Annotated in this window: 25 protein-coding genes, 1 tRNA gene and 2 pseudogenes; 12 read left to right on the top strand and 16 right to left on the bottom strand. The window is 67.6% G+C overall.

The annotated features are described in order from the left end of the window. Positions 1-12: 12 nt before the first annotated feature. Complete coding sequence (locus ACLQ3C_RS11465; RefSeq protein WP_425705190.1) at positions 13-507, bottom strand: DUF2505 domain-containing protein; 495 nt, start codon at positions 505-507, stop codon at positions 13-15. Between the two features lie 71 nt (positions 508-578). On the opposite strand from ACLQ3C_RS11465, the gene ACLQ3C_RS11460 reads away from it, so the two are divergent. The 4 genes from ACLQ3C_RS11460 (at position 579) to ACLQ3C_RS11445 (ending at position 4,716) form a co-directional block, all read left to right on the top strand. Beyond that, entirely contained in the window at positions 579-1,658 is a 1,080-nt protein-coding gene (locus ACLQ3C_RS11460) for a UDP-N-acetylmuramate dehydrogenase (protein WP_425705189.1), read from the top strand. Positions 1,659-1,899: 241 nt separating this feature from the next. Beyond that, the gene (locus ACLQ3C_RS11455; RefSeq protein WP_425705188.1) at positions 1,900-2,514 is read left to right on the top strand and encodes a DUF5666 domain-containing protein; all 615 of its coding nucleotides are present in this window, start codon (positions 1,900-1,902) and stop codon (positions 2,512-2,514) included. Between the two features lie 61 nt (positions 2,515-2,575). Continuing rightward, positions 2,576-3,301 carry a response regulator transcription factor gene (locus tag ACLQ3C_RS11450; RefSeq protein ID WP_425705187.1) on the top strand — a complete coding sequence of 242 codons (726 nt, stop codon included), beginning with the start codon at positions 2,576-2,578 and terminating at the stop codon, positions 3,299-3,301. Next, on the top strand, positions 3,298-4,716 hold the full coding sequence (locus tag ACLQ3C_RS11445) for a sensor histidine kinase (protein ID WP_425705186.1): 1,419 nt from the start codon (positions 3,298-3,300) through the stop codon (positions 4,714-4,716). Before ACLQ3C_RS11450 ends, ACLQ3C_RS11445 begins: the two co-directional genes overlap by 4 nt. Here the strand turns inward: ACLQ3C_RS11445 and ACLQ3C_RS11440 are convergent. From ACLQ3C_RS11440 to ACLQ3C_RS11385, 12 genes and pseudogenes are all read right to left on the bottom strand, one after another. Continuing rightward, positions 4,652-5,749, bottom strand: coding sequence for an alpha/beta fold hydrolase (locus ACLQ3C_RS11440; RefSeq protein WP_425705185.1), 1,098 nt, complete (start codon positions 5,747-5,749; stop codon positions 4,652-4,654). The two genes, ACLQ3C_RS11445 and ACLQ3C_RS11440, sit on opposite strands and share 65 nt — an antisense overlap. Positions 5,750-5,816: 67 nt before the next feature. Continuing rightward, complete coding sequence (locus tag ACLQ3C_RS11435; protein ID WP_425705184.1) at positions 5,817-6,719, bottom strand: MerR family transcriptional regulator; 903 nt, start codon at positions 6,717-6,719, stop codon at positions 5,817-5,819. A gap of 58 nt (positions 6,720-6,777) precedes the next feature. Further along, positions 6,778-7,212 (bottom strand): hypothetical protein, encoded by a 435-nt coding sequence (locus ACLQ3C_RS11430; protein WP_425705183.1) that lies wholly within the window; start codon positions 7,210-7,212, stop codon positions 6,778-6,780. Further along, positions 7,209-8,399: an FAD-binding oxidoreductase gene (locus ACLQ3C_RS11425; protein ID WP_425705182.1), complete on the bottom strand. Its 1,191-nt coding sequence runs from the start codon at positions 8,397-8,399 to the stop codon at positions 7,209-7,211. Before ACLQ3C_RS11425 ends, ACLQ3C_RS11430 begins: the two co-directional genes overlap by 4 nt. Before the next feature lie 54 nt (positions 8,400-8,453). Continuing rightward, positions 8,454-8,918, bottom strand: a complete 465-nt coding sequence (locus tag ACLQ3C_RS11420) for an RrF2 family transcriptional regulator (protein WP_425705181.1) — start codon at positions 8,916-8,918, stop codon at positions 8,454-8,456. Between the two features lie 114 nt (positions 8,919-9,032). Beyond that, a complete protein-coding gene (locus ACLQ3C_RS11415) occupies positions 9,033-9,347 on the bottom strand; it encodes a DUF2516 family protein (protein ID WP_425705180.1) in 315 nt (104 codons plus the stop codon). A gap of 62 nt (positions 9,348-9,409) precedes the next feature. Continuing rightward, on the bottom strand, positions 9,410-10,486 hold the full coding sequence (locus ACLQ3C_RS11410) for a heparin-binding hemagglutinin (protein WP_425705179.1): 1,077 nt from the start codon (positions 10,484-10,486) through the stop codon (positions 9,410-9,412). A gap of 30 nt (positions 10,487-10,516) precedes the next feature. Beyond that, complete coding sequence (locus ACLQ3C_RS11405; protein ID WP_425705178.1) at positions 10,517-11,008, bottom strand: helix-turn-helix domain-containing protein; 492 nt, start codon at positions 11,006-11,008, stop codon at positions 10,517-10,519. A gap of 180 nt (positions 11,009-11,188) precedes the next feature. Next, positions 11,189-11,722, bottom strand: a pseudogene (locus tag ACLQ3C_RS11400) (FAD-binding oxidoreductase); the annotation flags it as partial. Positions 11,723-11,748: 26 nt separating this feature from the next. Further along, complete coding sequence (locus ACLQ3C_RS11395) at positions 11,749-12,402, bottom strand: DUF1275 family protein (RefSeq protein ID WP_425705177.1); 654 nt, start codon at positions 12,400-12,402, stop codon at positions 11,749-11,751. 130 nt (positions 12,403-12,532) lie between these two features. After that, on the bottom strand, positions 12,533-13,975 hold the full coding sequence (gene fumC / locus ACLQ3C_RS11390; protein WP_425705176.1) for a class II fumarate hydratase: 1,443 nt from the start codon (positions 13,973-13,975) through the stop codon (positions 12,533-12,535). Then, positions 13,972-15,621, bottom strand: coding sequence for an NAD-dependent malic enzyme (locus tag ACLQ3C_RS11385; RefSeq protein ID WP_425705175.1), 1,650 nt, complete (start codon positions 15,619-15,621; stop codon positions 13,972-13,974). The genes fumC and ACLQ3C_RS11385 overlap by 4 nt, the downstream gene beginning before the upstream one ends. Positions 15,622-15,909: 288 nt before the next feature. Here ACLQ3C_RS11385 and ACLQ3C_RS11380 point away from each other — a divergent pair. Further along, a pseudogene (locus ACLQ3C_RS11380) lies at positions 15,910-16,335 on the top strand (SDR family NAD(P)-dependent oxidoreductase); the annotation flags it as partial. A gap of 95 nt (positions 16,336-16,430) precedes the next feature. Here ACLQ3C_RS11380 and ACLQ3C_RS11375 read toward each other — a convergent pair. Next, positions 16,431-17,774: a DUF445 domain-containing protein gene (locus tag ACLQ3C_RS11375; protein ID WP_425705174.1), complete on the bottom strand. Its 1,344-nt coding sequence runs from the start codon at positions 17,772-17,774 to the stop codon at positions 16,431-16,433. A gap of 43 nt (positions 17,775-17,817) precedes the next feature. Here ACLQ3C_RS11375 and ACLQ3C_RS11370 point away from each other — a divergent pair, with 43 nt between their 5' ends. The 6 genes from ACLQ3C_RS11370 (at position 17,818) to radA (ending at position 24,264) form a co-directional block, all read left to right on the top strand. Beyond that, the gene (locus ACLQ3C_RS11370; protein ID WP_425705173.1) at positions 17,818-18,621 is read left to right on the top strand and encodes a TetR/AcrR family transcriptional regulator; all 804 of its coding nucleotides are present in this window, start codon (positions 17,818-17,820) and stop codon (positions 18,619-18,621) included. Then, positions 18,618-19,424, top strand: a complete 807-nt coding sequence (locus ACLQ3C_RS11365) for an SDR family NAD(P)-dependent oxidoreductase (RefSeq protein WP_425705172.1) — start codon at positions 18,618-18,620, stop codon at positions 19,422-19,424. The genes ACLQ3C_RS11370 and ACLQ3C_RS11365 overlap by 4 nt, the downstream gene beginning before the upstream one ends. Positions 19,425-19,501: 77 nt before the next feature. After that, positions 19,502-19,597 (top strand) — tRNA-Sec (locus ACLQ3C_RS11360). Positions 19,598-19,637: 40 nt separating this feature from the next. Continuing rightward, a complete protein-coding gene (gene selA, locus ACLQ3C_RS11355; protein ID WP_425705171.1) occupies positions 19,638-21,008 on the top strand; it encodes an L-seryl-tRNA(Sec) selenium transferase in 1,371 nt (456 codons plus the stop codon). Continuing rightward, entirely contained in the window at positions 21,009-22,817 is a 1,809-nt protein-coding gene (selB, locus tag ACLQ3C_RS11350; protein ID WP_425705170.1) for a selenocysteine-specific translation elongation factor, read from the top strand. Between the two features lie 61 nt (positions 22,818-22,878). Further along, positions 22,879-24,264, top strand: a complete 1,386-nt coding sequence (gene radA / locus ACLQ3C_RS11345; RefSeq protein ID WP_425705169.1) for a DNA repair protein RadA — start codon at positions 22,879-22,881, stop codon at positions 24,262-24,264. 24 nt (positions 24,265-24,288) lie between these two features. Here radA and ACLQ3C_RS11340 read toward each other — a convergent pair whose 3' ends face one another. After that, positions 24,289-24,858 (bottom strand): PaaI family thioesterase, encoded by a 570-nt coding sequence (locus tag ACLQ3C_RS11340; RefSeq protein WP_425705168.1) that lies wholly within the window; start codon positions 24,856-24,858, stop codon positions 24,289-24,291. A gap of 87 nt (positions 24,859-24,945) precedes the next feature. Here ACLQ3C_RS11340 and disA point away from each other — a divergent pair, with 87 nt between their 5' ends. Beyond that, positions 24,946-26,061 (top strand): DNA integrity scanning diadenylate cyclase DisA, encoded by a 1,116-nt coding sequence (gene disA, locus ACLQ3C_RS11335; RefSeq protein ID WP_425705167.1) that lies wholly within the window; start codon positions 24,946-24,948, stop codon positions 26,059-26,061. A 138-nt stretch (positions 26,062-26,199) separates the two neighbouring features. On the opposite strand, the gene ACLQ3C_RS11330 is transcribed toward disA, so the two are convergent. Continuing rightward, a partial coding sequence (locus ACLQ3C_RS11330; protein ID WP_425705166.1) for an HNH endonuclease occupies positions 26,200-26,589 on the bottom strand: 390 nt, incomplete at its 5' end.

Below are 26,589 nucleotides of genomic sequence, written 5' to 3'. Positions count from 1 at the left end.
GGTTAGGTTACGTCATCGGTGAGCGGCCTCCCAGGCCACCGTCTTCTCCTGTTCGTTCTCCAGCAGGTCCACCAACTGCTCGATGACGGCGCTTTCGATCTTGCCGCCGACGAAGGGAATGGCGACCTTGGCGTTGCCTGTGTACGCGGCGGTGGCCGGGTCGCCGGAGACCACGAGTTCACCATCGACGTCGGCGGGCGCACCGGACACCGACGCGGTCATCGCTCCGGTGACGGTGCTCTTGTCCCGGGTGAAACGCATCATCCGCGGAATCTCCAGGTCCCCCGGACGCACCTTGGTGACGATCGACGGCAACCTGTCCTCGGGGACTCCCTGCAGCATCTCGACGGTGATCGTGGTGCCGTCGTCGGTGAACGACTCGAGCCGGCCGTGGCTCGAGTTGGTGGCCTCGAGCAGATCGCGCCAGTACTGCTCGGTCGACACGATCTCCCAATACCGATCGGTGGAGAAGGGATAGGACACCGAGTGATTCAGCGGGCTCGCCATGGGATGAGAGATTACTCGACGCCGCCGGAGCGCGGCGGCTGCGTGCGGCGCGGGCAGGTTACCGTTGGGCCGTGACCGACACTTCGCTGCAGTCCGGTGTGCCGCTGGCGGGCCTGACCACCCTACGAATCGGCGGCCCGGCACGGGCCCTGATCCGCTGCGACGACACGCGTTCCCTGGTCGAGGAGATCCTGGCCGCCGATACGGCCGCCGAGCCGGTCCTCGTCATTGGCGGCGGCTCGAACCTGGTGATCGCCGACGAAGGGTTCGCCGGAACCGCGATCCGCGTCGAGAGCAGCCAGATCGAGTTCGGCACCGACCGTGAGTCCGGACGCGCCTTCGTGACCGCCGACGCCGGCGTCACCTGGGACGATCTGGTGGCCGCGACCGTCGCGGAGGGTTTCGGCGGTCTGGAGTGCCTGTCGGGCATCCCCGGGTCGACGGGCGCCACCCCGGTTCAGAATGTGGGCGCCTACGGCGTCGAAGTCGCCGACATCCTGCGCGAGGTGCAGGTCCTCGATCGCCGGGCGGCGACGCTGCGGTGGATTGCGCCCAACGAACTCGGCCTGGCCTACCGCACCTCCCGGCTCAAACATCGCGACGAGCTGGTCGTGGTCGCGGTCTCGTTGTGGCTCAACGGCGGCCGCGTCAGCCGATCGCTGCGCTACCGTGAACTGTCCGCCGCGATGGGCGTGGACACAGGCGGTCGGGCCGACGCCCGCGCCGTGCGCGAGACGGTACTCGCCCTGCGCGCGGGCAAGGGTATGGTCCTCGATCCCGACGATCACGACACCTGGAGTGCGGGTTCGTTTTTCACCAATCCGATCGTGCGCACCGACGACGCCCCCGCGATCGGAGAACGCATCCTTTCTCGTCTTGGGCAGGACATCGTAGTGCCCACCTACCCTGCCGACGACGGCATCAAGCTCTCCGCCGGCTGGCTCATCGAACGCGCCGGCTACGTCAAGGGCTATCCCGGCTCGGACTCCGCTGTCCGGCTGAGCACCAAACACACTCTGGCACTGACCAATCGGGGCAATGCCACCACCGGTGAACTCCTCGCCCTCGCGCGCGATGTGCGCGACGGCGTCGCCGCCGCCTTCGGCGTCTCGCTGCATCCCGAGCCGGTCCTGGTGAACTGCACGCTCTGACTCGTCGATCACGGAATTCCCGTGGACGATCTTGCGATGGCTCCGGTCTAGCAGAACGTTCGGCCGGCAGGCCTTGTGGAATGAATCCTCAATGACCACAATTCCTTTCGTTCAATCAGTGAACAGTTGCCACAGAATCACGCCGACAGCACCCTCCCGGACCGCATGGCCGATCCGGTCAGGGCCACAACCTTCAGAAAGTCTTCAGTTCACATGCAGGCGACCGCTCTACGGTGGTCGCATGTCAGACATCGAAGAGCCGAGAGAACCGGCGCACGACCACCCCGCGCCGGGCACATATCCGGCCGGCGACCCGACGACGCCGCTGCCTCCGGGACCGCCGCCGACCGGGCCGCAACCACCGACCGTGCCGCAACCGGCGAAGCCGCCGTTCTGGCGTACGCAGCGCACGGCCGTGCTCATCGGCATCGTCGCACTCGTCATCGGCGGCCTCGTCGGCGGTGGGATCGGCTGGGCGATCGGCCACGACTCCACTCCGAAGCGGGTCGCCGCGGCCGAACGATCCCATCACGGCAAGACCCCCCACCAGGGCGCCGCAGCCCAGCGACGACGCGCGGTGGCCGGCCAGATCACCGCGATCAACGGCCAAGCCTGGACAGTCCATGCCCGCAACAACAAGACGGTGACCGTCGACATCACCGGCGGCACCCATTTCGGAACCGCGCGGATGCCGCAGCAGCAGAACGACTTCGCCGTCGGGGACCGGATCGTGGTCACCGGTGCCCGACGCGGCGGTACCGTCACCGCACGCGATGTCGTGAAACGTCCACCGCAGCCGGCCCGGTCGCAGCAGCCCAGCGGACCACCGGCTCCCACGTCGGCGCAACCAGGGTGATCGCACCGAGCCGGTCGCAGACACGCCCCGATCCGACGCGCGGCTGGCAGAATCACCTGATATGAGCGCCACGGTTCTCGTCATCGAGGACTCGACTCCGATTCGGGTCGCGGTGGCCGCGGCGTTGACCGAGGCCGGCCACCTGGTACTCGCCCGCCCCGACGGCTCGCGACTCGAACACGATCTGGCCGAGGCCCGCCCGGACGCGGTACTGCTCGACGTGATGTTGCCGGGCTCGGATGGCTTCACCCTGCTCGACGTGGTCCGGCGGCGCAGCGACGCGGGAATCATCATGGTGACCGCCCGCGACGGCGTCGCCGATCGCCTGCACGGCCTCACCGAAGGTGCCGACGACTACGTGGTCAAGCCGTTCGAGATGGCGGAGCTGATGGCTCGGGTGGGCGCGGTCCTGCGCCGACGCGGCGGGCGCACCGACATACTCTACGTCGATGACCTCGAAATCGACCGCGACGAACAGACCGCGACCCGTGCGGGCAATCGAATAGCTTTGACGCCCACCGAGTTCCGGGTGCTCACCTACCTCGCGCAACGACGCGGACGGGTGGTTACCAAGACCCAGATCCTTACCGGCGTCTGGAGCTACGACCATTTCGACCCGAATCTCGTCGAGGTCAATGTGAGCGCGTTGCGCCGCAAACTCGAAGCATACGGTCCCCGACTGCTACACACCGAGCGCGGCCGCGGATACATCCTGCGCCCGTGGGCATCTGGCCAGGCATCGACGAGACGCACCGAAGTACCCGGCATCGACGGCGATCCGCCATGAACATGCGTACCCACCTGACCGGTGGTTCGCTGCGCACTCGGGTGACCGTCATCGCCCTCACCGTGGTGACGGTGTCGCTGGTGACACTGATCGCGATCAGCACCGCGCTCTTCGGCGTGGCCGGCCACCGTGCGGCCACTGCACTGCTCGGCGATCGCGCCACGCTGGCCCAACAGTATGCGCGTACCTCCCGCACGCCCGAGATCTTCTTGCAGCGCATCGAAGGCCGGTCGGTGCGTGCCCGCCTCGAACTCGCCGACGGCGAGGTGCTCGGACGCCCGACCCACGACGCGGTCGCCCATCGCACGATCGCACTGCACGCCCCACGCTCGTCCTGGGCCGAGGGCGCGACCCTCACCCTGGCCGTCGACGGCGACCTGCTCGGCGGGATGCAGTCGCGTCTGTTGACCGGCATGGCGATCACCGGCGCGGTCGCGCTCCTGCTCACCGCGGTGCTGGCGTGGTTCGGGATGCGCTATGCCCTGGCGCCGTTGGACACCATGACCGAGGTGGCCCGATCGATCGCGCGCGGCCGGCGCGGAGAGCGACTCGCCCCCGCCCGCACCGATACCGAGTTGGGGCGTACCGCAGCGGCTTTCGACGACATGCTCGATTCACTCGAAGGCGCCGAGGCCGACCGGCGCGCGGCCGAACACTCGGTCCGGCAATTCGTCGCCGACGCCGCCCACGAGTTACGCACCCCGATCACCGGGGTTCAGGCTATCGCCGAGACACTGCTGCAGATGGACACCGACGCATCCGTCCGAGACCGGGAAGAGTTGGTGCTGCTACTCGTTCAGGAGACGCGCCGTGCCGGCCGGCTCGTCGGCGACATGGTCGACATGGCGCGCATCGATGCCGGGCTGGGTCTACATCCCGAGCCGGTCGACGTCGCCGCACTCGCCGCCGACCAGTGTCGCCGGGTGGCGATCCTGCATCCCGGACTGACCGTCACCGCTGCCGGTGAGGCCGCGCCGACCCTCGCCGATCCCGGCCGGGTCTCGCAGATCCTGGCCAACCTGATCGACAACGCCTGCCAGGCAACGCCGTCCGGGGGACGCGTCGATGTGACGGCGGCTCTCGCACACACCGATTCCGGTGACTGGGTGACCGTGACGGTCGGCGACACCGGCCCCGGCGTACCCGACGCCGACCGCGAGCGCATCTTCGACCGCCTGGTACGCCTGGATGATTCGCGCGACCGGCGCTCGGGCGGAGCCGGTCTGGGGCTGGCGGTGGCACGCGGCCTCGCCCGCGCACACGGCGGCGAGGTCCGCCTGCTGCCCCGCACGACGGCCCCGACGGCGGACACCGCACCACATGGGGCGGTCTTCCGCCTGGACCTGCCGTTCAGGCCGATGGAACCCGATCCGGTTGCCCGGCCGGAACACTCGCCGCCGGCGCCTCGGCGATGACCGCCGACAACAACTCGTTGACCTGTGTGTCGGCCTCGATCGTCGACATGTGACCCACTCCGTCGAGGATCACCAGATCACGCAGAGTTCCGTTGCGGCGCAACACCTCTGCCATCTGCTCGGCGTGTGCCGGCGGCGTCAGCCGATCATCGGTGCCGACCAGGATCGTCGTCGGCACGGACAGCGCCGCCAGTCCCGCGGTGACGTCCAGCTTGCCCATCGCCGCGCCCCAGCGCGCCCGGGCACGCGGCGGGCAGTTCATGATCATGTTGTCGACGAATGCGACGTGTGCCGCCCGGGCGCTCGACCCGAGCGCGATGTACTGCGACAGGCGCGGCCCATAAGAGCTGTGCGGCAACGGAAGTGGCGACGACGTGATGAGTTTGGTGACGGCCGGCGCGAACGGCCTGCTGTAGCGCGGCAGGTCGAGCGGGATCAGCAGGTGGTTTTGCATGACCGCTTTGGCCGCGGTCGACGCGAGGACGACGGCGGACACCCGCTCGGATACCCGCTGCGGATACTGCGCGGCCCACGACATGATCGTCATCCCGCCCATCGAGTGGCCGACGAGGATGGCGCGACGTCCCGCGGGTACCACCGCGTCGAGCACTGCCTCGAGATCTTGGCCGAGGGTGGCGATGGTCGGCCGTTTGCGGCCGAGTTCGCTGCGGCCGTGGCCGCGCTGATCGTAGGAGATCACGGTGCGCTCGCCGGCGAACCGATTGATCTGCGGATACCAAAAGGTGGTGTTGCACGTCCATCCATGCACCGCGACGATCACGTCATCCGTGCCGGCATCGAGCGCCGTGGCCCCGTGGACGACGACGTTGAGTCGGGTGCCGTCGTCGGCGCGCACGGTTTGGGTGGTGCACGGCGCAGTCGGTTCGGCCAGCAGGTCGTCGGGTCCGTCGTCGACGGCGGGCGCGCCGTGCAGCGCCTCGCGCACGAGGCCCGCACCGATCGTGCCCGCACCCACCCCGATCGCTGCGGCGCCTGCCGCGACACCGCCGATGACCCATCCCTGTCGACTCATCTCGTCCCTCTCTCGCAGATCACCGCCGGGACGCAGCGGTCGGAGGATCGCGGGTCGGTCGGTGTGTTTACGGCGTGTCCACCGACTCTTCGCCGCCCGGTGAACCGGCGGCCGAGGTGGCGGAATCCACAGCTTCGGATGTAACACTACTCGTTGTCACGTTATCGGTGCCAGGTTCGGCGTCGGCCACCCATTCGTCGTCACGCCCTGCCTCCGCGTCCGCGTTCGGGGGCTCATGGGCTGCCACGTCGGTGAAGTCGAAGTAGGTCGATGCCTCCCCGATCGCGCGGGAGATCTCGTCGTCGAGCGCCTTACGGAAGGTGGTCTCGACGATCTCATGCGCCATCGGCCGAACCGTCTGGATCAGCTCGGCCATCTTGCTGACCTTGGCCTCACCGAGCAGCGGGAGATTCTCGTCGAAATACTTGTCGGTGATGATCGAGACGAAACTCGTGGCCGCGTCCTCGAGGTCACCCTGCACGCGCACAAAACGGTCGAGCAGCACGTCGATGTCGACACCGCTCTTGACCAGGACCTCGGCACCCTCGAGCACCTCCGGGTTCTTGATCGCGTAGTGCGCGCCGTCCTTGACCAGCAATCCCAGCTTCTGGCTGAGTGCGATCGAGCGTTCGCTGGCGTTGAGGGACTTGCGCAGTTCGGTGAAGGTGATGGTGGCCGCACGCTTGAAGTTGCGGAACCGGCCGCCTTTGTTCGGCGCGCCGCCCAGCACATGCTCGACCTTCATCCCGTAGTGCGCGGCGTGCAGGAGCTCGCTGATGGTGGCAAAGGTGTAGCCACGTTCGAGCATCCGGGAGATGAGATTCAGGCGTACGAGATGGTCGTCGGCATACCATCCCGTGCGCCCACGAATCGTCGGCGGCGGGAGCAGGCCACGGTCTTGGTAAACCCGGATATTCCGGACACTGACGCCCGACGCCTCTGCCAGGTCGTTGATCCGATACTCAGCCACGGATGTCAGTGTATTCGTCCGGCCGGCCCGATCCCGACGCCACGCATCCCCGATCAGCTCACGCGACGAGCAGCAGGACACCGGTGGCGACGAGGACGCCGACCTTGATCAGCTCGGCCGCCACATAGAACAGATGCACCCGGCTGCGCGGCCCGTCGGCGTCCCCCGCGGCGAGCACCGCGTCGGAGCGACGGTTCAGCGCCGGACGGATCGCCACCAGTTGCACGACCAGCAGGACCAGGGCGACGATCGCGAGAATCCCGGCGGCCTGCCCCAGCCATCCGCCGGCGATCGCGCAGACGACGAGCACGATCGCCGACACCGCCTCGACGGCGTTCAGCGCGCGGAACACCAACCGGCCGATGCCGAGTCCGAGCGGAATGGTGATGCCGGGCGCGCGGAACTTCAGGGGCGCCTCGACGAACGAGATGGCCACCACCATCCCCAACCACAGGAAGGTGATGGCGGTGGCCACCGCATGGGTGACGGTCACTTCGATGCGCCCGTGCGCAGCAGCTCGGGCCCGAACGTCTCGAAGTGGATGCGGTCCTCGGGCACGTCGCGGTCGACCAGCTGCGTGCGGATCGATTCCAGGAACCGGCCGGGCCCGCACAACATGGCGTGGAGGTCGTCGTCGAGATCGATGCCGTCGAGGGACATGAACCCGGTGCGGACGTCGTCGGAGCGCAGGTGATCGGCGCCGTGCTCGTACCACTGGTACAGCCGTGCCGAACCGATCTTCTCGACGAGGGCGCCCAGCTGTCCGCGGTGCGGCTGACCGGCGCGTGAGCGGTCGGCGTGCAGCACCGTCACCGGTCGGTCGGTACCCGACTCGGCGAGCGCGGTCAGCAGCCCGATCACCGGCGTGCAGCCGATACCGGCCGACGCCAGCAACAGCGGCGAATCACCTTCGGGGAGAAGAAGATCACCGAACGGGGCCGACACGTGCAGCGTGTCGCCCTCGAAGGTGCTCTCGTGCAGGTGCGCCGACACCTCACCGGCGAGTTTGACGCTGATCCGCCATTCCGATTGCACATCCGGTGCGCCGGTCAGGCTGTACTGCCGGATCTGACGCGCACCGTCGGCCAGCGGCACCTGCACCGAGATGTACTGCCCGGGCGAGAACGTCGGCAGATCTGCGCCGTCGGGGCGGGCAAGGGTGAACGACACCGCGTCGGGTGCGACCTGCTCGCGGTGCGTGACGACGAGGTCGCGCCACACCGCACCCGGCGCCACACCGGCCGCGGCATACAGGTCGGTTTCCTCACGGACCAGCACATCGGCCATCGCCCAATACAATTCGTCCCAGGCGTTCGCGACCGCCGGGGTGACCGCATCACCGAGCACCTCGACGATCGCGGCGAACAGATGCTCGTGCACGATCGAGTACTGGTCGCGGGTGACGCCGAGCGACGCGTGCTTGTGCGCGATGCGGTCGATGATGAACTGCTGACGCCGAAGGTCGGGCTCGAGCTGCAACCGCGCGAACGCGGCGATCGAGCCGGCCAGGGCCATCGACTGTTCGCCAGAGCGCTGATGAGTGCGGTTGAACATGTTGTCCAGCAACTCCGGATGCGCGGCGAACATCCGCGCGTAGAAATTCGGGGTGATCTCACCGAGTGCGCCTTCGACGGCGGGCAGGGTGGCCGCGATGACCTCGCGAGTGGTTGCTGTGAGCACGATGACTCCGATCTGATCTGCTCCGCCGGCTGACGGAAGCGGTTGTTGCCGTGGTTATTCGGCACGTCTCTGCGGCGCCGCATCACGACGTCGCAGGGGATCGAGGGTGAGCAGGACCGCACCGGTCGGATCGGCGACGAGATCGCCGATGGTGTGATCGTCGAGACTGGTGAAGAAGGCACTTCGCGCGGCGGCCAGTGCGCCTCGCAATCGACACGCGGCACGTAGCGGGCACGGGGTATCGCCCTCGCAGTCGACGACTTCGCCGTCGCCCTCGAGACTGGCTGCAAGCCAACCGATCCGGGCGGTGCGACCGAGATCGGTGATCACTAGACCGCCGGTGCGCCCACGTCGTGCGTGGACGACTCCGAGCTCGGCAAGCCGGCCCGTCACCTTCGCCACATGCGTGTAGGGCACGGCCACCTCCGCGGCGAGCGCACGCGTGGTCATCGGCCCGGTGGACACGGCCAGGCGCATCACCACGCGCAGTCCGATGTCGGTGAACCGGGTCAATTGCATATGACCATCAGATCATAATTTGCATCGCAGATGCATATTAAAATGCGGTGGCGATCATCACGTTCTCCGGTCCCGCGCGCAGGCAAAAACGACCGGGGCGAGGGTGGGGTCAGCTCACCGGAGCTTGCGGAACCAGGACTTGTGCTGGATCTCGTCGACGCGTGGCCGCACGTCGACGAGGTAGACGATCACCGCGACGACACCGATGAGATAGAACAGGGTCGGAGCCTGGAACAGCCAGATGAACAGGGTCGCCGCCGCGAGCAGCGCCACCCAGATCACCTTGCTCTGCTTGTCCACCGCCGGAAAGGCGTCCTTGCGCTGGATCGATGCGTGGACGAGCGCCACGACGGCGGCAACACCGGCGACCACGGTCAGCAACAGGAGCAGCAGGTTCGATCCGGCCGCCAAGACACCCACAAAATTCACGTCGCCAGTCTAACCGTCTTGTCGGATTCGCCGGATCGGCCGGAAGCGCGCCGCGGGTCCGATCACGAACCGCTCGGCTTCTTGGCCGGGGCTTTCTTTGCCGGGGTCTTCTTTGCCGGGGTCTTCTTTGCCGGGGTCTTCTTTGCCGGGGTCTTCTTTGCCGGAGTCTTCTTTGCGGCGGTCTTCTTTGCGGCGGTCTTCTTGGCCGGTGTCTTCTTCGTGGCGGTCGTCTTCTTGGCCGGGGTCTTCGTGGCGGAGGTCTTCTTGGCCGTGGCCTTCGCCGGGGTCCTCTTCGCCGTGGTCTTCGTGGCCGGGGTCTTCTTCGCCGGGGTCTTCTTCACGGGGGCCTTCGCCGCCGTCTTCTGCGGCGATGCAGTCTTTTTCGCACGCGCACCCTTCTTCGCGGGCGCAGCCTTTTTCGTAGGCGCACTCTTCTTCGCAGGCCCACTCTTCTTCGCAGACGCAGCAGTCTTGTTCCCAGCCGCCTTCGAGACGACGGCGGCCTTACGTGCCTGCGCGTCTTTTGCGGCCACCTTCGCCGGCGACGCCTGCTCGGCCGGGCGCCGCGCGGACAACTGTGGCACGCCGGTCCCGCGGGCAGCCTGTCCGGTGATCAGTTTGGTCTGGGTGGCCAAGGTGCCCAGCGCATCCTCGGTGAGCGCGACGGCGTCGGCGTACACCCGCTCGAGCTTCGGCAGCTTGCCCTCGACGAGTGGTTGCGCCCTGAGTTTGCCGACGACTTCTTCGGTGCGTTCGGACAACGACGCCAGCAACGCCGCGGCGACGGCGAGGTAGGCGTCGGCAACCTTGCGCAACTCCTCTGGGGTGAATCGCGCGCGCAGTTCTTCGATCTCGACGGGCAATTCGACCGGCAGGGCGGCAAGTTTGTTCTTCGCCTCCTCGAAGGTCGCGAGCGCCGCCGCGAGGGTCTCGTCGAGGGTGGACTGCGCCGAGTCCACCCGCTGCCCGACGCGCTCCTGGAGGTCGTCGCGGGAGCCGGTGATCTTCTCCTGGGCGGAGCCGATGCCCTGGACGATTTTGGACTGGGCTTGCCCGGTGGCTGCCTCACCGCGCTCGCGAATCTCGTTGAGCAGGGCCGATACTTGGCCTAACGCAGTCGACAACGGGTTGTCCGGCATGATCGGAACTCCTCGGTTCGCTTGTGCGGGTTACGAATCGGCCCCGGACTCGTCGGGGGCCGGCGAATGGGTGGCATTCTCCTTGCGAAAGGACTCGTAGATCTCGAGCAGCATCTGCCGCTGACGTTCACTGATCGAGTCGTCGGCGATCAACGCGCCGCGGACCGGACTGGCCGGCCGTTCTTCGAGGATCCCGGCCCGAACGTACAGCACCTCGGCAGAAACCCGCAGGCCCTTCGCGATCTGCGACAACACTTCTGCCGATGGTTTACGTAGCCCGCGCTCGATCTGGCTCAGGTAGGGATTGCTGACCCCGGCCCGGTCGGCCAACTGCCGCAACGACACTTCGGCGGCCATGCGCTGCGAGCGAATGAAGCCGCCGATGTCCTGCGCCGCGGTGGCCACCGCATCGGACGCGACAGCGGTGACGGCTTCGACGGTGTGGCCGACCCCGCCCGAATCGGTGTCACGATCGTTCTGCGCGCCGGCGACCGCGTCGTCGGTGGGATCCTCCGATGTCATGTCACCTCCTGTGCCTCACGCACCCCAGTATCGACTCCGGTGCTAGCAGGCGCAAGCACAGTGCATGCAGCGCGGGGCGGGCCGGCGCAACGACGGTCAGTGGAAGATCAGCACCGAGATGCTGTAGATGACCAGGCCGGCCAACGACCCGACGACCGTGCCGTTGATGCGGATGAACTGCAGGGCGTGGAGGTCGTCGTCGAGATCGATGCCGTCGAGGGACATGAACCCGGTGCGGACGTCGTCGGAGCGCAGGTGATCGGCGCCGTGCTCGTACCACTGGTACAGCCGTGCCGAACCGATATTCTCGACGAGGGCGCCCAGCTGTCCGCGGTGCGGCTGACCGGCGCGTGAGCGGTCGGCGTGCAGCACCGTCACCGGTCGGTCGGTACCCGACTCGGCGAGCGCGGTCAGCAGCCCGATCACCGGGGTGCAGCCGATACCGGCCGATGCCAACAACAGCGGCGAATCACCCTCGGGGAGAATCAGATCGCCGAACGGGGACGACACGTGCACCGTATCGCCCTCGAAGACGTTCTCGTGCAGGTGCGCCGAGACCTCGCCGGCGAGTTTGACGCTGAACCGCCACTCCGAGCGCACATCTGGTGCACCGGTGAGGCTGTACTGCCGGTTCTGTCGCGCTCCGTCGGCCAGCGGCACCTGCACCGAGATGTACTGTCCGGGCGAGAACGCCGACAGGTCTGCCCCATCGGGACGCGTCGCCTCGGGCCGCCGACGAACTACGCGGTGCGGTGCGGCAGGAGGCAGGCGACCACTGCGAAGGCCGCCGCGAACCAGAGCGCGACGGCACCCAGCCCGTGAAAGGCGACGCCGCCGACTGCTGCACCGACGGCAAAGACCGCCCAGAAGCCAAGCGTCTTGACCCAGCCCCACGGGTGCTCGGCTCCGATCCCGGCGATCATCTGATGGGCGGCCTTGACGAGCGTGCCGGTGACGTAAGTGAGTCCGACGTGCACATCTGTGTTCGCGGCGAGCGCGGAGTTGATGAGTCCAGCCGCGACGGCGATGACGATCAGGCCAGCCGAGACCGACGCGGTGTTCGCCGTGATCGTGCCGATGGTCGTCACCGTGGCGATCAGAATCATCAGCAGCCGATGCGCCGCACTCCCACCCCACCGTCCGACAGCGGCCCCGGCGACGTTACCTGCGAAGAACAGCACGATCAGAAGTGCACTGAGTCCCGCCAGATGCCAATGGCCGATGGCCGACGAAGAACCGAGAATCGTCGTGTTCCCTGACATGAACGCGACGAAACTGCCCTGCAGGACCACGAAGGCGATAGCGTCGACAAACCCCGCCAGGCCGAGCAGCCACGCTCCAAGCAAGGCGTCCGATGATCCCCCGCGGCTGACCTTTTCGTTGATATACGCCACCTCAATCGGGAATCGCTCAGCACATGATCGACCATGCGCCCGGCCGACGACACGGGATCGAAGCGGCCCCGACCGCACCCCGGACTCGTTACGAGTCCGGGAGCGGCCGGGGCCGTCTCGCGATCGATGACTAGCCGATCATCTTGCGCGGATCCACGACGTCGTCGAAGGTCGCCGCATCGATATATCCGGTCGCAAGGGCAGCCTCGCGCAGCGTGGTGCCCTCGTCGTTCGCCTTGTGCGCGATCGCCGAGGCCTTGTCGTACCCGATCACCGGGGACAGCGCCGTGACGAGCATCAGCGACTGCTCCAGCAGTGCGGCGATCCGCTCCTCGTGCAGTTGCGTGCCCTCGATGCAGTACTCGCGCAGCTTGACCGCGGCATCGCCGAGAATTCGCGCCGAGTGCAGCACGTTGTTGATGATGATCGGACGCATGGCGTTGAGTTCGAAGTTGCCCTGCGAACCGGCGAACGCCACACAGGTGTCCTCGCTGAGCACCTGAATGCACACCATCACCATTGCTTCGCACTGGGTCGGGTTGACCTTGCCCGGCATGATCGAGCTGCCCGGCTCATTCGCCGGAAGGATCAGCTCACCGAAACCGCACCGGGGTCCGGACGCCAGCCACCGAATGTCGTTGGAAATCTTCATCAACGGCACAGCCAAGGCACGCAGTCCCGCGCTCGCCCCGACCATCGCATCCAAGCCGCCCTGAGCGGCGAACTTGTTCTCGGCGGTCACGAACGGATACCCGGTGAGCTCGGCGATCTTGGCCGCGGCATCGACGTCGAAGTTCTCCGGCGCATTCAGGCCCGTGCCCACGGCGGTTCCGCCCAAAGCGAGCTCGTACAGGCCCTGAAGCGAACCCTTCAGACGCTCGATGCCCTGCTCGATCTGCCGCGCATAGCCCGACCATTCCTGCCCGACGGTCGCCGGGGTCGCATCCTGCAAGTGGGTGCGACCGATCTTCACCACGTCGCCCCACTTGTCGGCATTCGTGGCGAAGGCTGCCTGCAGGTCGATCATGGCCGGCAGCAGGCGCTCGTTGATCTCCTTCACGGTGGCGATGTGCATCGCGGTCGGGAAGGAATCGTTGGACGACTGCCCCAAGTTGACGTGATCGTTCGGGTGCACCGGATCCTTAGTCCCCAGTTCGCCGCCGACGAGCTGAATCGCGCGGTTGCTGATCACCTCGTTGACGTTCATGTTCGACTGGGTTCCCGAACCCGTCTGCCAGACGTACAGCGGGAAATGCTCGTCCAGTTCGCCGCTGATCACTTCGTCGGCGACCTGCGCGATGAGGTCGGCCTTCCAACCCGGCAGTCGACCGGCCGCACCATTCACCTGGGCGGCAGCCTTCTTCACATAGCCATAGGCACGGTAGACCTCGTGTGGCATCTTGTCGTTACCGATCGAGAAGTGCTGCAACGAGCGCTGGGTCTGTGCGCCCCAGTACTTGTCGGCCGGCACGTCGATGCCGCCCATCGAATCGGTTTCATGACGTTCACCGGTCGCATCAATCCCGATCGCCAGATCCAGGATCTCCGGTGTGGCTGCGGCGTCGTCGCTCATTCGGCGAGCTCCGTGTAAACCGGCTGCCACATCGCGTCTTCGACAGCCTGCACAAGACTGTCGTAGCTCTTGGTGGACACACCTTCTTCGATCGCCTGCTTGGCGACCGCGAGTGCCACGATCGCAGACGACGCGCGCAAGTTATCCACCGCCGGGAGCAGCGATGCACCCAGCGCGGTCGGATCGACCTGGTCGGCGACCGCCTTCGCCGCGGCGAGCAACATCCCGTCAGTGACGTGACTGGCTCCCGAGACGATGGTGCCCAGGCCCAGACCCGGGTACAGCAGGGCGTTGTTGGCCTGGCCGATGTTGTAGTCGACACCGTTGTACGACACCGGATCCACCGGGATTCCGGTGGCGACCAGTGCCCGTCCCTCCGACCACGGCACAGCGTCCGCGGGCATCACCTCGATGCGCTCGGTGGGGTTCGACAGCGGCAGCAGAATCGGGCGCTCGACACCGGCTGCCAACGCTTCGACGACGGCCTTCGGGAAGCCGTTGTGCATCGTCGAGGTACCGATGAGGATCGTCGGCTTCACCTCGTTCACGACGGTGAGCAGGTCGATCCGCCCGTCGGTCCGCGACCAGTCGGCGACCTCGGCCGCAGGCCGCGCGTACGCCGCCTGGTAGTTCGGCAGATCCGCCATGTCATCGGTGACCAGCCCGTCGACGTCGACCAGCCACACGCGTGCCTTCGCCTCGTCCTCGCTCAGCCCGTCGCGAATCATCGCGGCGCTGATCTGGTCGGCCATGCCGGTGCCTGCCGTGCCGGCGCCGAAGACCAGCAGTCGCTGCTCAGCGAACGTCTGCTTGGTCACTTTGAGCCCGGAGAACACTGCCGACATGACGATGGCGCCAGTGCCCTGCATGTCGTCGTTGAAGATCCGGTAAGTGTCGCGATTCTCCTCGAGAATGCGGCGCGCGTTGCTGGGGCCGAAGTCCTCGAAGTGCAGCAATGCGTTCGGGAACAGCTCAGACGCGGTCTTCAGGTAGAGGTCGATAAAGTCGTTGTACCGGTCGCCGGTGATACGGGCGTGGCGGTTGCCCAGGTATTCGGGGCTATTCAGCAGGGCCTCGTTGTCGGTGCCGACGTCGAGGTTCACGGCGATCACCCGGCCCGGGTCAACCCCGGCGGCAGCCGTGTACACGGCGAGCTTGCCGATCGAGATGTCCGTGCCGTTCACGCCCCAGTCGCCGATGCCGAGGATCTCCTGGGCGTCGGAGACCACGATGAGATCAACGTCGTCAGGGCCGAGGCCAAGTCCGGTGAACGACGCGCGCACATCATCGGGGCGGTCGATGGAGAGGTAGACGGCCCGCGAATCGCGGTAGTCGTTGCTCCACTGCTTGATCGCGTCGCCGATCGTGGGGTCGTACACGATGGGCAGCATCTCCGCGAGATGGTCGACGATGACCTTGTAGAACAGCACTTCGTTGCGGTCCTGCAGCTGATCGAGGTAGGTGTACTTCTGCAGGTCGGTGGAATAACCGCTGATCTGTCGGTAGCACCGTGCAGCCTGCTCATCGAGGGTTTCCACCGCAGACGGCAGTCGACCGATCAGGCCGCGGCGTGCACGCTCATCCACGGTGAACGCAGTTCCGCGGTTACGCAGCGGATCGGTACTGACGGTCGGGCTATTGGGCACAGATTCCTCCTTGAATGGAACACGGGTGCAGGCCGGGCACAAATCAAGAGAAATATGACCGGTAGCAGAATCCAGCCTTACGCACGCGCGAGATGGGGGCCAGGCTCGGAAGCAATGTCGTCCCGGATACCGTCCTTGATGGCACATAATGTGACATTGGTTCCCCCGAATAGATGACACCGGCGCGCCTAAAGGTCTACGCCCTTGAGGCCGAAACTCCTGGCCTGGAAACGGTTTCAGATACTGAACGGATCCGGCGGCTGATCGGCGGCCCATAGGCTGACGAGTATGTCCACCGCATTAATAACCGGAGCCAGCCGCGGCGTAGGTGCGCAGATCGCGCGCGCTCTCGCACCCACCCACGATCTTCTGCTACGAGGTCGTGGAAGTGCTGAACTCGACTCTCTCGCAATGGAGTTGGACGGTTCGGCGACGTTTCCGGTCGATCTCACCGACTACGACACGCTCGAAGCATCCGTCGAAGCGATCGGCTCACTCGACGTGCTGGTGCACTGCGCGGGTGTCGCGAGCAGCCTGGAGAACGTCGCCGACACACCGGTCGACGAATGGCGGCACGTCCTCGACGTGAACCTCGTCGCCGCCGCGGAGCTCACCCGACTGCTGCTACCCGCGCTCCGGGCGCGCGGCGGGCACGTCGTCTTCCTCAATTCGGGTGCGGGCATGCGCGTGAATCCTGGGTGGACTCCGTACGCTCACCTCCGGTGCCTCACGCACCCCAGTATCGACTCCGGTGCTAGCAGGCGCAAGCAGAGTGCATGCAGCGCGCGCCGACTCGCCGCGGGCGGCGATCAGTGGAAGATCAGCACCGAGATGCTGTAGATCGCCAGCCCGGCCAACGACCCGACCACGGTGCCGTTGATACGGATGAATTGCAGGTCGCGGCCGACTTGCAGTTCTATTTTGCGGCTGGTGTCGTCGGCGTCCCAGCCGCGGACGGTCTCGGTGATCACGGAGATGATCTCGCGGGAGTAGTTGCTCGCAACGTGATTGGCGACACGTGCGACCCATCCGTTCATCTTCTCCTGCAGCGGGCGGTCATCACGCACCCGGATACCGAGGCGGATGACGGCGTCGGCGAGGGTGTTGCGCAGCGTGCTGTTCGGGTCGGCGAGCATTTGCTCGATGACGGCCTTGCCGGTGTTCCAGGCCGTCGATGCCGCGCCGGCGACCGCGTCGCTGCCGACCAGCTCGCGCTTGATGTTCTCGAAGCGGGCCACCATCTCCGGGTCGTTCTGCAGATCGTCGGCGAACTGCTCGACGAACCGGTGCATCGACCGCCGCATCTCGTGATCGGGGTCGGAACGGACCTTGTAGGTGAAGTCGATCAGCTCACGATAGATCTTGTCGCCGACCATATTGCTGACGAACTTCGGTTTCCACGCCGGACCGACATCGGCCTCCACCACCCGGTTGATGAGGTCCCCACTGCCCAGCGCCCAGTCATGAGCACGATCGCACAGGAGCTGGAACACCGGCTCGAGGCGGTCCTCGGCAATGAGCTGGTGCAGGATGCGGCCGATCGGCGGCGCCCATTCGGGTTCGGCCGCCCACCGCAGCACGGCCTGGATGAATTGCTCGATGTCCTCGTCGCGCAACATCTCTGAGGCCAGCTTGATCGCACGGGCCGCCTCGTCGGACACACGCGGCGCGTTGCGCGGGTCGGCCAGCCAGGTACCGATCCGGCGGGGCAGATCGAGTTGCTCGGCCCGTTGCACGATCACCTCGGGCGTCATGAAGTTCTCTTCGATGAAGCCGCCGAGCTGATCGCCGATGTCGTCCTTCTTCTTCCGGATCAGTGCGGTGTGCGGGATGGGCAGACCCAGCGGATGCCGAAACAGTGCGGTGACGGCGAACCAGTCGGCGAGGGCACCGACCATGCCCGCCTCCGCCGCGGCACGCACGTAGCCGACCCACCCGGAGACGTCGGCACCGTCGCGATGCTCGAGGTAGCGGGTGAACAGATAGACGATGGCGGCGACGACCAGGAAGCTCGTGGCAACGAGTTTCATCTTCCGCAGGTCGCGGCGCCGGCGATCGTCGGACGCGGAATCGCCCGAGGAGAGCCCGGGCGCGTTCGCCGGTTCGGCCCGATGCCTGCCGGTGCCGGAAACGTCCGAAGTCACAGTTGACACCCATCCAGTTCTACCCGTAGGCAGCGACTACGCTGACCGGGTGATGGCAAATCGTCCCAGCCCGGCCTCCGCGGCGCGTGCCGCGGTGTCGGCCGCGACGAATGTGACGCGCGGAATCGAGCAGGCGCTGCTGGGTCCGGCGCCCGAGGACCGGGTCAAACCCGACGGCCGCCGCCAACGCTGGGATTCGCACAAGCGGGCCCGGCGTACCGAGCTCACCGATGGCACCATCGCCGCGGTCCGCGCACTCGGCGCCGACGTCGGAATGGACGAGATCGCCCGACACATCGGCGTTTCCAAGACCGTGCTGTACCGCTACTTCGCCGACAAGAACGATCTCGGGGTGGCGACGACGGTGCGCTTCTTCGAGACCACCCTGATGCCGCGGCTGATCGAGACGGTCACCGACGACGTCGACGAGTACACCCTGACCCGGACGGTGGTCAGCGTGTACGTGCACGCCGTCGCCGACGAGCCGGAGCTGTACCGGTTCGCGCTGTCGGCCTCGCCGAGTTCATCGGTGACCTCGGCCGAATCGGAGAAGCTGGTCGCCCAGTTGCTCACCGGGACCATCGCCACCCGGCTGGCAGAACGCGGCGGTGACACCGCCGGGGCGCAGGTGTGGGGCTACACACTCGTCGGCGGGGTCGGACGGGCCGTCGACTGGTGGATGGCCGACCGCGCGATCGGCGTCGACGATCTCATCGACTATCTGACGATGATGGTGTGGAGCTCGATCGTCGGCATCGCCGCGGTCAACGGCTCGCAGCAGGCTTTCATGTCCGCCCCGCCGCCGCTGCCCGATCTCGATGCCGACCCCGACGCCGACGAGATGACCGGCCGATGACCTCAGCCGAGACGGCCCGATCCCGGGTGGCCCTGGTGACCGGCGGCAGCCGCGGTGTCGGCCTGGGAGTCGCCACCGCGCTGGTCGATGCGGGCTGGACCGTCTACACCACCGCCCGCACCGCACGCGGACCGCAGGGCGCCCGGATACTCGAATGCGACCACACCGATGACGACGCCGTCGCCGAGGTCTTCCGGACCGTCGAGCGGGAGGCGGGGCGGCTGGATCTGCTGGTCAACAACGTGTGGGCGGCTCCACGTGGGTTCGGCGGATTTTCCGAGCCGTTCTGGCAGCGGCCGGTCGGCGACTGGGATTCGCTGATCGACGTGGGTTTGCGCGCCCACTACGTCGCCTCGGTACACGCCGCACAGACGATGGTGGCGGCCGGGCACGGCCTGATCGTCAACATCTCGTCGTTCGGGGCCCGCGGTCACCTGCATTCGGTGCTCTACGGGATGAGCAAGGCCGCGCTGGACAAGATGGCCGCCGACATGGCCGTCGAACTCGAGGGCACCGGCGTCACCGCGATCTCGTTGTGGCTCGGACTGATCCGTACCGAGTTGCTGCTGTCTCTGGGGGTCGACGAGTTCGCCGGCTTCTCGTTGCAGCGCGCCGAGGATCCCGAATTCGTCGGCCGGGTGATCGCGGCACTTGCCGACGACACCGGCCTGCGTGTGCGCAGCGGCCACACCTTGATCAGCGCCGAATACGGCAACGCGCACGGCATCACCAACAATGATGGTGCGCAACCGGACTCGCATCGTGCCGCCTTCGGCGGCGGAACCCTCTATCCACCGATCTGACCTCCGCAGACAAACAGGTCCGTCGTCCTCTAAGTTGGTAGTCGGCGGTTACCCGACCGCTGGTTGGCAGACGGCATGGAGGCGTATGGGCTCCTGGTGGTCCCCCCGGTCTTCAAAACCGGTGAGATCGAGTATCTCGGTCTGGCGGGTTCGATTCCCGTCCGCCTCCGCCACCGTCGGCGACACCGCCGGATTGCGACTCGAGGAGGTGCGGTGACGGCAGACCCGAAGACTCCGGAGGCCGACGCGCCCGACCCGCGCCGCCACATTCCGCGGACCGATCACCTGCTCGCCGACCCGGCCATCGCCGGCGCGCGAAAGCATTTGGGCGACAATATTGTTCGCGACGCCGTCGGGCACGCTCAAGATGCTGCACGGGTCGGGGAGATCGATCCGGCCGACGTGGCACGCGCCGTGGCCGAATCCCTGGCCGCGCGTGCACCGACGAGTGCCCGGCCGGTGCTGAACGCGACCGGCGTCATCGTGCACACCAACCTCGGCCGGGCCCCGCTGTCGGTGGCGGCGCGCGACGCTGTCCTCGCCGCAGCCGGATACGTCGACGTCGAGCTCGATCTTGTCACCGGTACCCGCTCGCGTCGGGGCACCAGCACCCGCGAGGCCCTGCTGCGCGCCTGCCCGGCCGCCGGCGATGCACTCGTCGTCAACAACGGGGCCGCCGCGCTCGTCCTGACGACCACCGCGCTGGCCATCGGCCGTGAGGTCGTGATGAGCCGCGGCGAGATGATCGAGATCGGTGCAGGCTTCCGGCTCACCGATCTCATGGCATCGACCGGTGCCCGGCTCCGCGAGATCGGCACGACCAATCGCACACATCTGCGCGACTACGCCGACGCCATCGGCCCCGACACCGGTTGCGTACTGAAGGTGCACCCCAGCAACTTCCGCGTCGAGGGCTTCACCAGCGAGGTCGGTCTGCCGCAGCTGCACGAGCTCTGCGCCGAGCGTGGTGTCCCGCTGGTCGCCGACCTCGGCTCCGGGCTGTTGCGGCCCGACCCGCTGCTGCCCGACGAGCCCGACGCCACCTCGGCGTTGCGCGCCGGGGCCGACCTCGTGATCGCCAGCGGCGACAAACTTCTCGGCGGTCCGCAGGCCGGGATCATGCTCGGCGACGCCGATCTCATCGCCCGGCTGTCGAAACATCCACTGGCCCGTGCGGTCCGGACCGACAAACTCACCCTGGCCGCACTCGAGGCCACCCTCGACGGGCCACTTCCGCCGGTCACCAGCTACCTGCACGCGGACCCGGCCCGGCTCCGCGAACGCACCGAAGCGCTCGCCGCGCAACTCGACGCGCCCGTCGTCGCGCATGACGGCCGTGTCGGTGGTGGCGGCGCCCCGGGGGTTCCCTTGCCCGGCTGGGCGATCCGGCTGCCACATCACCTCGCCGGCCTGTTGCGGGTCGGGGACCCGGCCGTGCTGCCCCGGGTGCACGACGGAGCATGCCTCGTCGATCTCCGGTGCATTCCCGAATCCGACGACGACGCCGTGCTCGCCGCGATCCGTGCGGTCGCCCACGTCGGCGGAAACACCGGTGACGACGCCGAAAACCCAGGGGCCACATAGGTGTTCGTCGTCGCCACCGCCGGTCACGTCGATCACGGCAAGAGCACCCTGATCCGGTCGCTGACCGGGATCGAACCCGACCGGTGGGCCGAGGAGCGGCGCCGGGGACTGACCATCGACCTCGGATTCGCCTGGACGACTTTGTCTTCCGGCGCCGACGTCGCATTCGTCGACGTGCCCGGCCACGAGCGGTTCCTGGCGAATATGCTCGCCGGTCTCGGCAATGCCCCGGTGGTGATGTTCGTGGTCGCCGCCGACGCCGGCTGGCAGGCGCAGTCCGACGATCATCGCGATGCGATCGCCGCACTCGGTATCGAGCGCGGGCTGATCGTGCTCACCCGAACCGATCTCGCGTCGGCGGAACGGATCGACGAGACGCTCACACAGGCGCGCGCCGGGCTGGCGGGCACCGGGCTGGCCACCGCCCCGGCGGTGGTCGTCTCCGGCGCCACCGGAAGCGGGCTGCCGCAACTGCGGGCCGCCCTCGACGCGGTCCTCACCGACGCCCCGAAAGCCCCCGAGACCGGACCGATCCGGCTCTGGATCGACCGCTCCTTCACGATCACCGGCGCCGGAACCGTGGTCACCGGAACGCTTTCCGCCGGGACCGTACACGTCGGCGACACGCTGGACCTCGCGACGCCGGAGCTCCCGGCCTCGGACCGCGTGCGTCGGGTCACCGTACGCGGACTGCAGAGCGAAGAACGCGACCGGCGCCATATCGGTCCGGTCAGCCGGGTGGCACTCAACCTGCGCGGTATCGGCGCCGACGAGATCGCCCGCGGGTCGATCCTGCTGACCCCCGACGTCTGGCGGCGTACCGGCGTCGTCGACATCCGCCGGGTCAGTGGAGACGGATTCACCGACGCGCCGTCCCATCTCATCGCCCACGTGGGCAGTGCGGCGATCCCGGCGCGGCTGCGTCCCCTCGACGCCGACCACGCGCGCGTACACCTCGACCGGCCGCTGCCGCTGATCGTCGGCGACCGAATCGTGCTGCGCGACCCGGGAACCCGCATCGTCGGCGGCGGGCAGGTCGTCGACGCCGAACCGCCGGAGCTGGAACGACGCGGTGCTGCCGCCCGGCGCGCCGCCGCGCTGGCCGACCGCTCCCCCGACGGCGACGTGCTCGCCGAGGTCATGCGGCGCCGCGCGGTCACCACCACCCATCTGCACCGCCTGGGCCTCGTCGACCCGTCGGGGCCGGTCCCCGACACCATCCGGGTCATCGGCGACTGGTGGGTCGACGCCGCCGCCCTCGCCGACTGGGGACTTGCCCTGCGCGCCGCGGTCGAACGACTTCATCGCGACGACCCCCTGTCGGCCGGCATCTCGCGTGCGGCGGTCCCCGACCTGCTCGGCATGCCCGGCGCGGCGCCGCTCATCGACGCGGTGATCGCCGAGGCCGGCGTCGAATCCGCTGCCGGATACCTCGCCATGCCCGGCCGCACCAGCGACCTCGGCGCGGCCGAGGAGGCGGTCGCCGCGATCGAACGCCGCCTCGCCGACGACCCGTTCGCCGCACCCGAGGCCGACGACCTGGCAGCACTCGGGCTCGGGGAGCGCGAACTCGCCGCCGCCGAACGCACGCATCGCCTGCTGCGCCTGGGCGCCGGCGTGGTGCTCGCCCCTAGTGCACCCGCCCGCGCGATGGCCGTCCTCGCGCGACTCGATCAGCCCTTCACCACCAGCGCGGCCCGACAGGCACTGCGCACCACCCGCCGCGTCGCCATCCCGCTGCTCGAGCACCTCGATGCGCGCGGCTGGACGCGGCGCCTCGACGCCGGGCACCGCGTCGTCGTCCGGTGATGCGCCACGCCTGGGGATCGGTGCACCGATCTTGTCGGCGCCCGGCCGTAGTCTGAGGCGCGTGGCCAAACCCAAGTCGAGCTTCCGCTGCAGCGAATGCGGCAATCAGGTTCCCAAATGGGTCGGCCGCTGTACGGAATGCCATGCGTGGGGCACCTTCGACGAGGTCACCACCATCAGTGCACCGGGCGGCACCACCACCACGGTCACCCCGACCAGCCCTGCGGTACCGATCACGTCCGTCGATGCCGGGACCTCGACCGCCATCCCCACCGGCATCGGCGAATTCGACCGGGTACTCGGCCGCGGGGTGGTGCCGGGCTCGGTGATCCTGCTCGCCGGCGAGCCCGGGGTCGGCAAGTCGACGCTGCTGCTCGAGACCGCCAAGCATTGGGCCACCGGTGGGCGGCGCGCGCTGTACATCACCGGCGAGGAATCGGCGGGACAGGTGCGACTGCGCGCCGAACGTACCGACGCGGTCCACGAAAACATCTATCTGGCAGCCGAATCCGATCTCGCCACCATCCTCGGCCACGTCGACGAGGTCGCACCCTCGCTGATGATCGTCGACTCGGTGCAAACCGTCGTCGCCACCGGAACCGACGGGGTGACCGGCGGGGTCACCCAGATCCGGGCGGTCACCACCGCGCTGGTGTCGCTGGCCAAGAATCGTGGCATCGCCATCATCCTGGTCGGCCATGTCACCAAGGACGGTGCCGTCGCCGGCCCGCGATCGCTGGAGCACCTCGTCGACGTCGTGCTCTCCTTCGAAGGCGACCGGCACTCCGCGCTGCGCATGGTGCGGGGCATCAAGAACCGCTTCGGCGCGTCCGACGAGGTCGGCTGCTTCGAGCAGCGTGACGACGGCATCCACGAGGTCCGCGACCCGTCGGGGATCTTCGTCCACCAGCACGGCTCCGATGTCAGCGGCTCGGTCACGCTGATCACGATGGACGGCAAACGCGCCCTGGCCGGCGAGATCCAGGCCCTGACCACCCCGACGAGCATGGCCACTCCGCGTCGTGCGGTCTCCGGTCTCGATTCACCGCGGGTGGCGATGATCCTCGCAGTCCTGCAGAGCACGTTGAAGCTCGCGGTGCATGAGCGCGAGGTCTACGCCGCCACCGTCGGCGGGATGCGCGTCACCGAGCCGGCCGCCGACCTCGCCATCGCGCTGGCCGTGTTCTCGGCGATGAAGGGACGGCCGATCCCGCGCACCACGGCCGTGGTCGGTGAGGTGGGGCTCGCCGGGGAGGTGCGCCGCGTGTCGGCCGTCGCCCGGCGCATCGCCGAGGCCAAGCGCCTCGGGTTCCGGCATATCGTGATCCCGGCGGGCACAGACGAGAAGATTCCCGACGACATCAAGGTCACCCGGGTCGCCGACCTCGGGCAGGCGTCCACCGCAGTCTTCCGCACGGTGCTCAGCGTCGTCGACGCACCATTCTGACGTCGGAAGTCCGGGCTCGGTCGCTCACGGGCGCGCGAGGCGTTGCTTGTACTCCTCGGCCATCTGGCTGTTGTCGACGTGCTCGGCGAAGTGCTCACGCGGATTGATCGTGACGAAGATCGAATGACCCACGGCCACCGGCGAATCCGGGTCGCCGATATGTGCGGTCGCCTCGACGTAGATCTTGCGCCGCTGCCGGCCGAGCAGCCGCGCGGTCAGCTGCAGACGAGAGCCGACGGGCACCGGGGCGAGAAAGTCCACCTCGAGGTGCACGGTGACCGCAGACGGCCCTACCAGGAGCGGAGCGGTGCCCATCACCTCGTCGAAGGCGGTGGAGAGCACGCCGCCGTGGATGACGCCGGGTCCGCCCTCCATCCACGGTTCGACGTCCATCTCGGTCTCGACGGTGAAGCCCTCGCCGGCCCGCACCACCAGGTGCAAACCGCGGGGCGCGTCCTCACCGCAGCCCAGACACATCGGGTTGTGCATCCGGATCTGCGCTCCGGGGGCGACCGCCTTCGGATGGCGCGTAAGCGGGTCCAGGTCATCGGGTACGGCGAAGCCTGGCCGATCGGGTCGCGGTGCGGTGTTCACGTCCCGATACCCTAGTCATGCGCGCCGGCCACGCCGATCCCCGGCCACCTGCGAGACCGGCCGCGAATCTTCCACGAAGGGACAGCGATGGTCGACGGACCCAGGACCGACCAATACGGCCGCACCGATGCCGCACGCTCGGCGCTGATCAAGGAGACGCTGGTGCGGGTGGCACCCGGTACCGGGCTGCGCGACGGACTCGAGCGCATCCTGCGCGGCGGCACCGGCGCCCTGATCGTGCTCGGGCACGACTCCGACGTGGAGAAGATCTGCGACGGCGGCTTCCACCTCGACGTCGAGTTCGCCCCGACACGGTTGCGGGAGCTGGCCAAGATGGACGGCGCGGTGGTGCTCTCCACCGACGGCAAGCGGATCGTGCGCGCGAACGTACAGCTGGTCCCCGACCCGGCGATCCCCACCGAGGAGTCCGGCACCCGCCATCGTGCCGCCGAGCGCACCGCCATCCAGACCAGGTATCCGGTCATCTCGGTGAGTGCGTCGATGTCGATCGTCAGCGTCTACGCCGAGGGTCTGCGCCGTGTCGTCGAGAGCCCCGACCCGATCCTCTCGCGAGCCAACGTCGCGCTGTCCACTCTGGAGCGGTACAAGGCCCGCCTCGATGAGGTGATGTCGGCACTCGGCCGGGCCGAGATCGAAGACTACGTCCTGCTGCGCGACGCGATGTCGACGGCGCAGCGCATGGAGATGGTGCGCCGGGTCGGCGTCGAGATCGAGGAGTACGTCCTGGAACTGGGCACCAACGGCCGGCAGGTGAGTCTGCAGCTCGAGGAGCTCATCTCCGAAAACGACACGGTCCGTGAGCTTCTCGTCCGCGACTACTACGCCAGCCCCGAGCCCGCGACGACCGAAGAGGTGCGGCACACGCTGGAGACGATCGAGCAGCTCTCCGACACCGATCTCCTCGACCTCACCCTCCTGGCCGGAGCATTCGGCTATCCGACGACGATCGATGCGCAGGACACCACTATGAGTCCGCGCGGCTACCGCATGTTGGCCCGCATCTCGCGTCTGCAGTTCGCCCACGTCGATCGGCTGGTCCGCAGCTTCGGCACACTGCAGGCACTGCTCGCGTCCTCAGCCGCGGATCTGCAGGCCATCGAGGGCATCGGCAGCATCTGGGCCCGCCACATCCGCGAGGGACTCTCCCGCCTGGCCGAGTCGAGTATCGAGCGCTACGACTAGGACGTCGTCGGGCCCCAACTATGAAGTTCTCAAACAACAATTGCGGTCCCGGCGGGCCGGGTGCAGGGTCAGAAAGTCATTGTGGGTGAGCGTGTTTCAGACGAGCACGGTCAGGCAGCCGGCGTCAGGCAGCCAGTTTCAGGCAGCGACACTGTCGAGTCGTAGGGTGCGTCGGTTGTAGGCCGGTTGTGGTCGTCGTTTGGGATCAACTGTGGCGGGCGGTATCAGCCACGGATGCCGATCGAAGCCCATCACCACGTCCCACCCTCTGTCGTGGACGTCGTGGTGACAGCTCGTGCACAGTAGGCACCCGTTGTCGAGGTCGGTGGGACCACCATCAACCCACGACACAAGGTGGTGTGCCTGCGTTCGCGATGCCGGCGCACCGCATTTCACGCAGCACTTATCCCTGAGCAGCAACGCTTTTCGTTGCGAAGGCGTGAACAGCCGCTTCTCCCGTCCGACGTTGAGTGGCACCTGTTCGCCGTCGACGATGACGACGGTGACCGCGGCATCACAACCCAACAT

The organism is Gordonia sp. DT30 (assembly GCF_049844915.1).
Taxonomy (GTDB): domain Bacteria; phylum Actinomycetota; class Actinomycetes; order Mycobacteriales; family Mycobacteriaceae; genus Gordonia.
Note: the sequence above shows the minus strand (reverse complement) of the source record. Positions and strands in the feature narration are given on the sequence as shown.

Coding starts and splice junctions, on each gene's coding strand:
- ACLQ3C_RS11465 (WP_425705190.1), bottom strand. CDS start 507: ATGGCGAGCCCGCTGAATCACTCGGTGTCCTATCCCTTCTCCACCGAT.
- ACLQ3C_RS11455 (WP_425705188.1), top strand. CDS start 1,900: ATGTCAGACATCGAAGAGCCGAGAGAACCGGCGCACGACCACCCCGCG.
- ACLQ3C_RS11450 (WP_425705187.1), top strand. CDS start 2,576: ATGAGCGCCACGGTTCTCGTCATCGAGGACTCGACTCCGATTCGGGTC.
- ACLQ3C_RS11445 (WP_425705186.1), top strand. CDS start 3,298: ATGAACATGCGTACCCACCTGACCGGTGGTTCGCTGCGCACTCGGGTG.
- ACLQ3C_RS11440 (WP_425705185.1), bottom strand. CDS start 5,749: ATGAGTCGACAGGGATGGGTCATCGGCGGTGTCGCGGCAGGCGCCGCA.
- ACLQ3C_RS11420 (WP_425705181.1), bottom strand. CDS start 8,918: ATGCAATTGACCCGGTTCACCGACATCGGACTGCGCGTGGTGATGCGC.
- ACLQ3C_RS11410 (WP_425705179.1), bottom strand. CDS start 10,486: ATGCCGGACAACCCGTTGTCGACTGCGTTAGGCCAAGTATCGGCCCTG.
- ACLQ3C_RS11405 (WP_425705178.1), bottom strand. CDS start 11,008: ATGACATCGGAGGATCCCACCGACGACGCGGTCGCCGGCGCGCAGAAC.
- fumC (WP_425705176.1), bottom strand. CDS start 13,975: ATGAGCGACGACGCCGCAGCCACACCGGAGATCCTGGATCTGGCGATC.
- ACLQ3C_RS11370 (WP_425705173.1), top strand. CDS start 17,818: ATGGCAAATCGTCCCAGCCCGGCCTCCGCGGCGCGTGCCGCGGTGTCG.
- ACLQ3C_RS11365 (WP_425705172.1), top strand. CDS start 18,618: ATGACCTCAGCCGAGACGGCCCGATCCCGGGTGGCCCTGGTGACCGGC.
- disA (WP_425705167.1), top strand. CDS start 24,946: ATGGTCGACGGACCCAGGACCGACCAATACGGCCGCACCGATGCCGCA.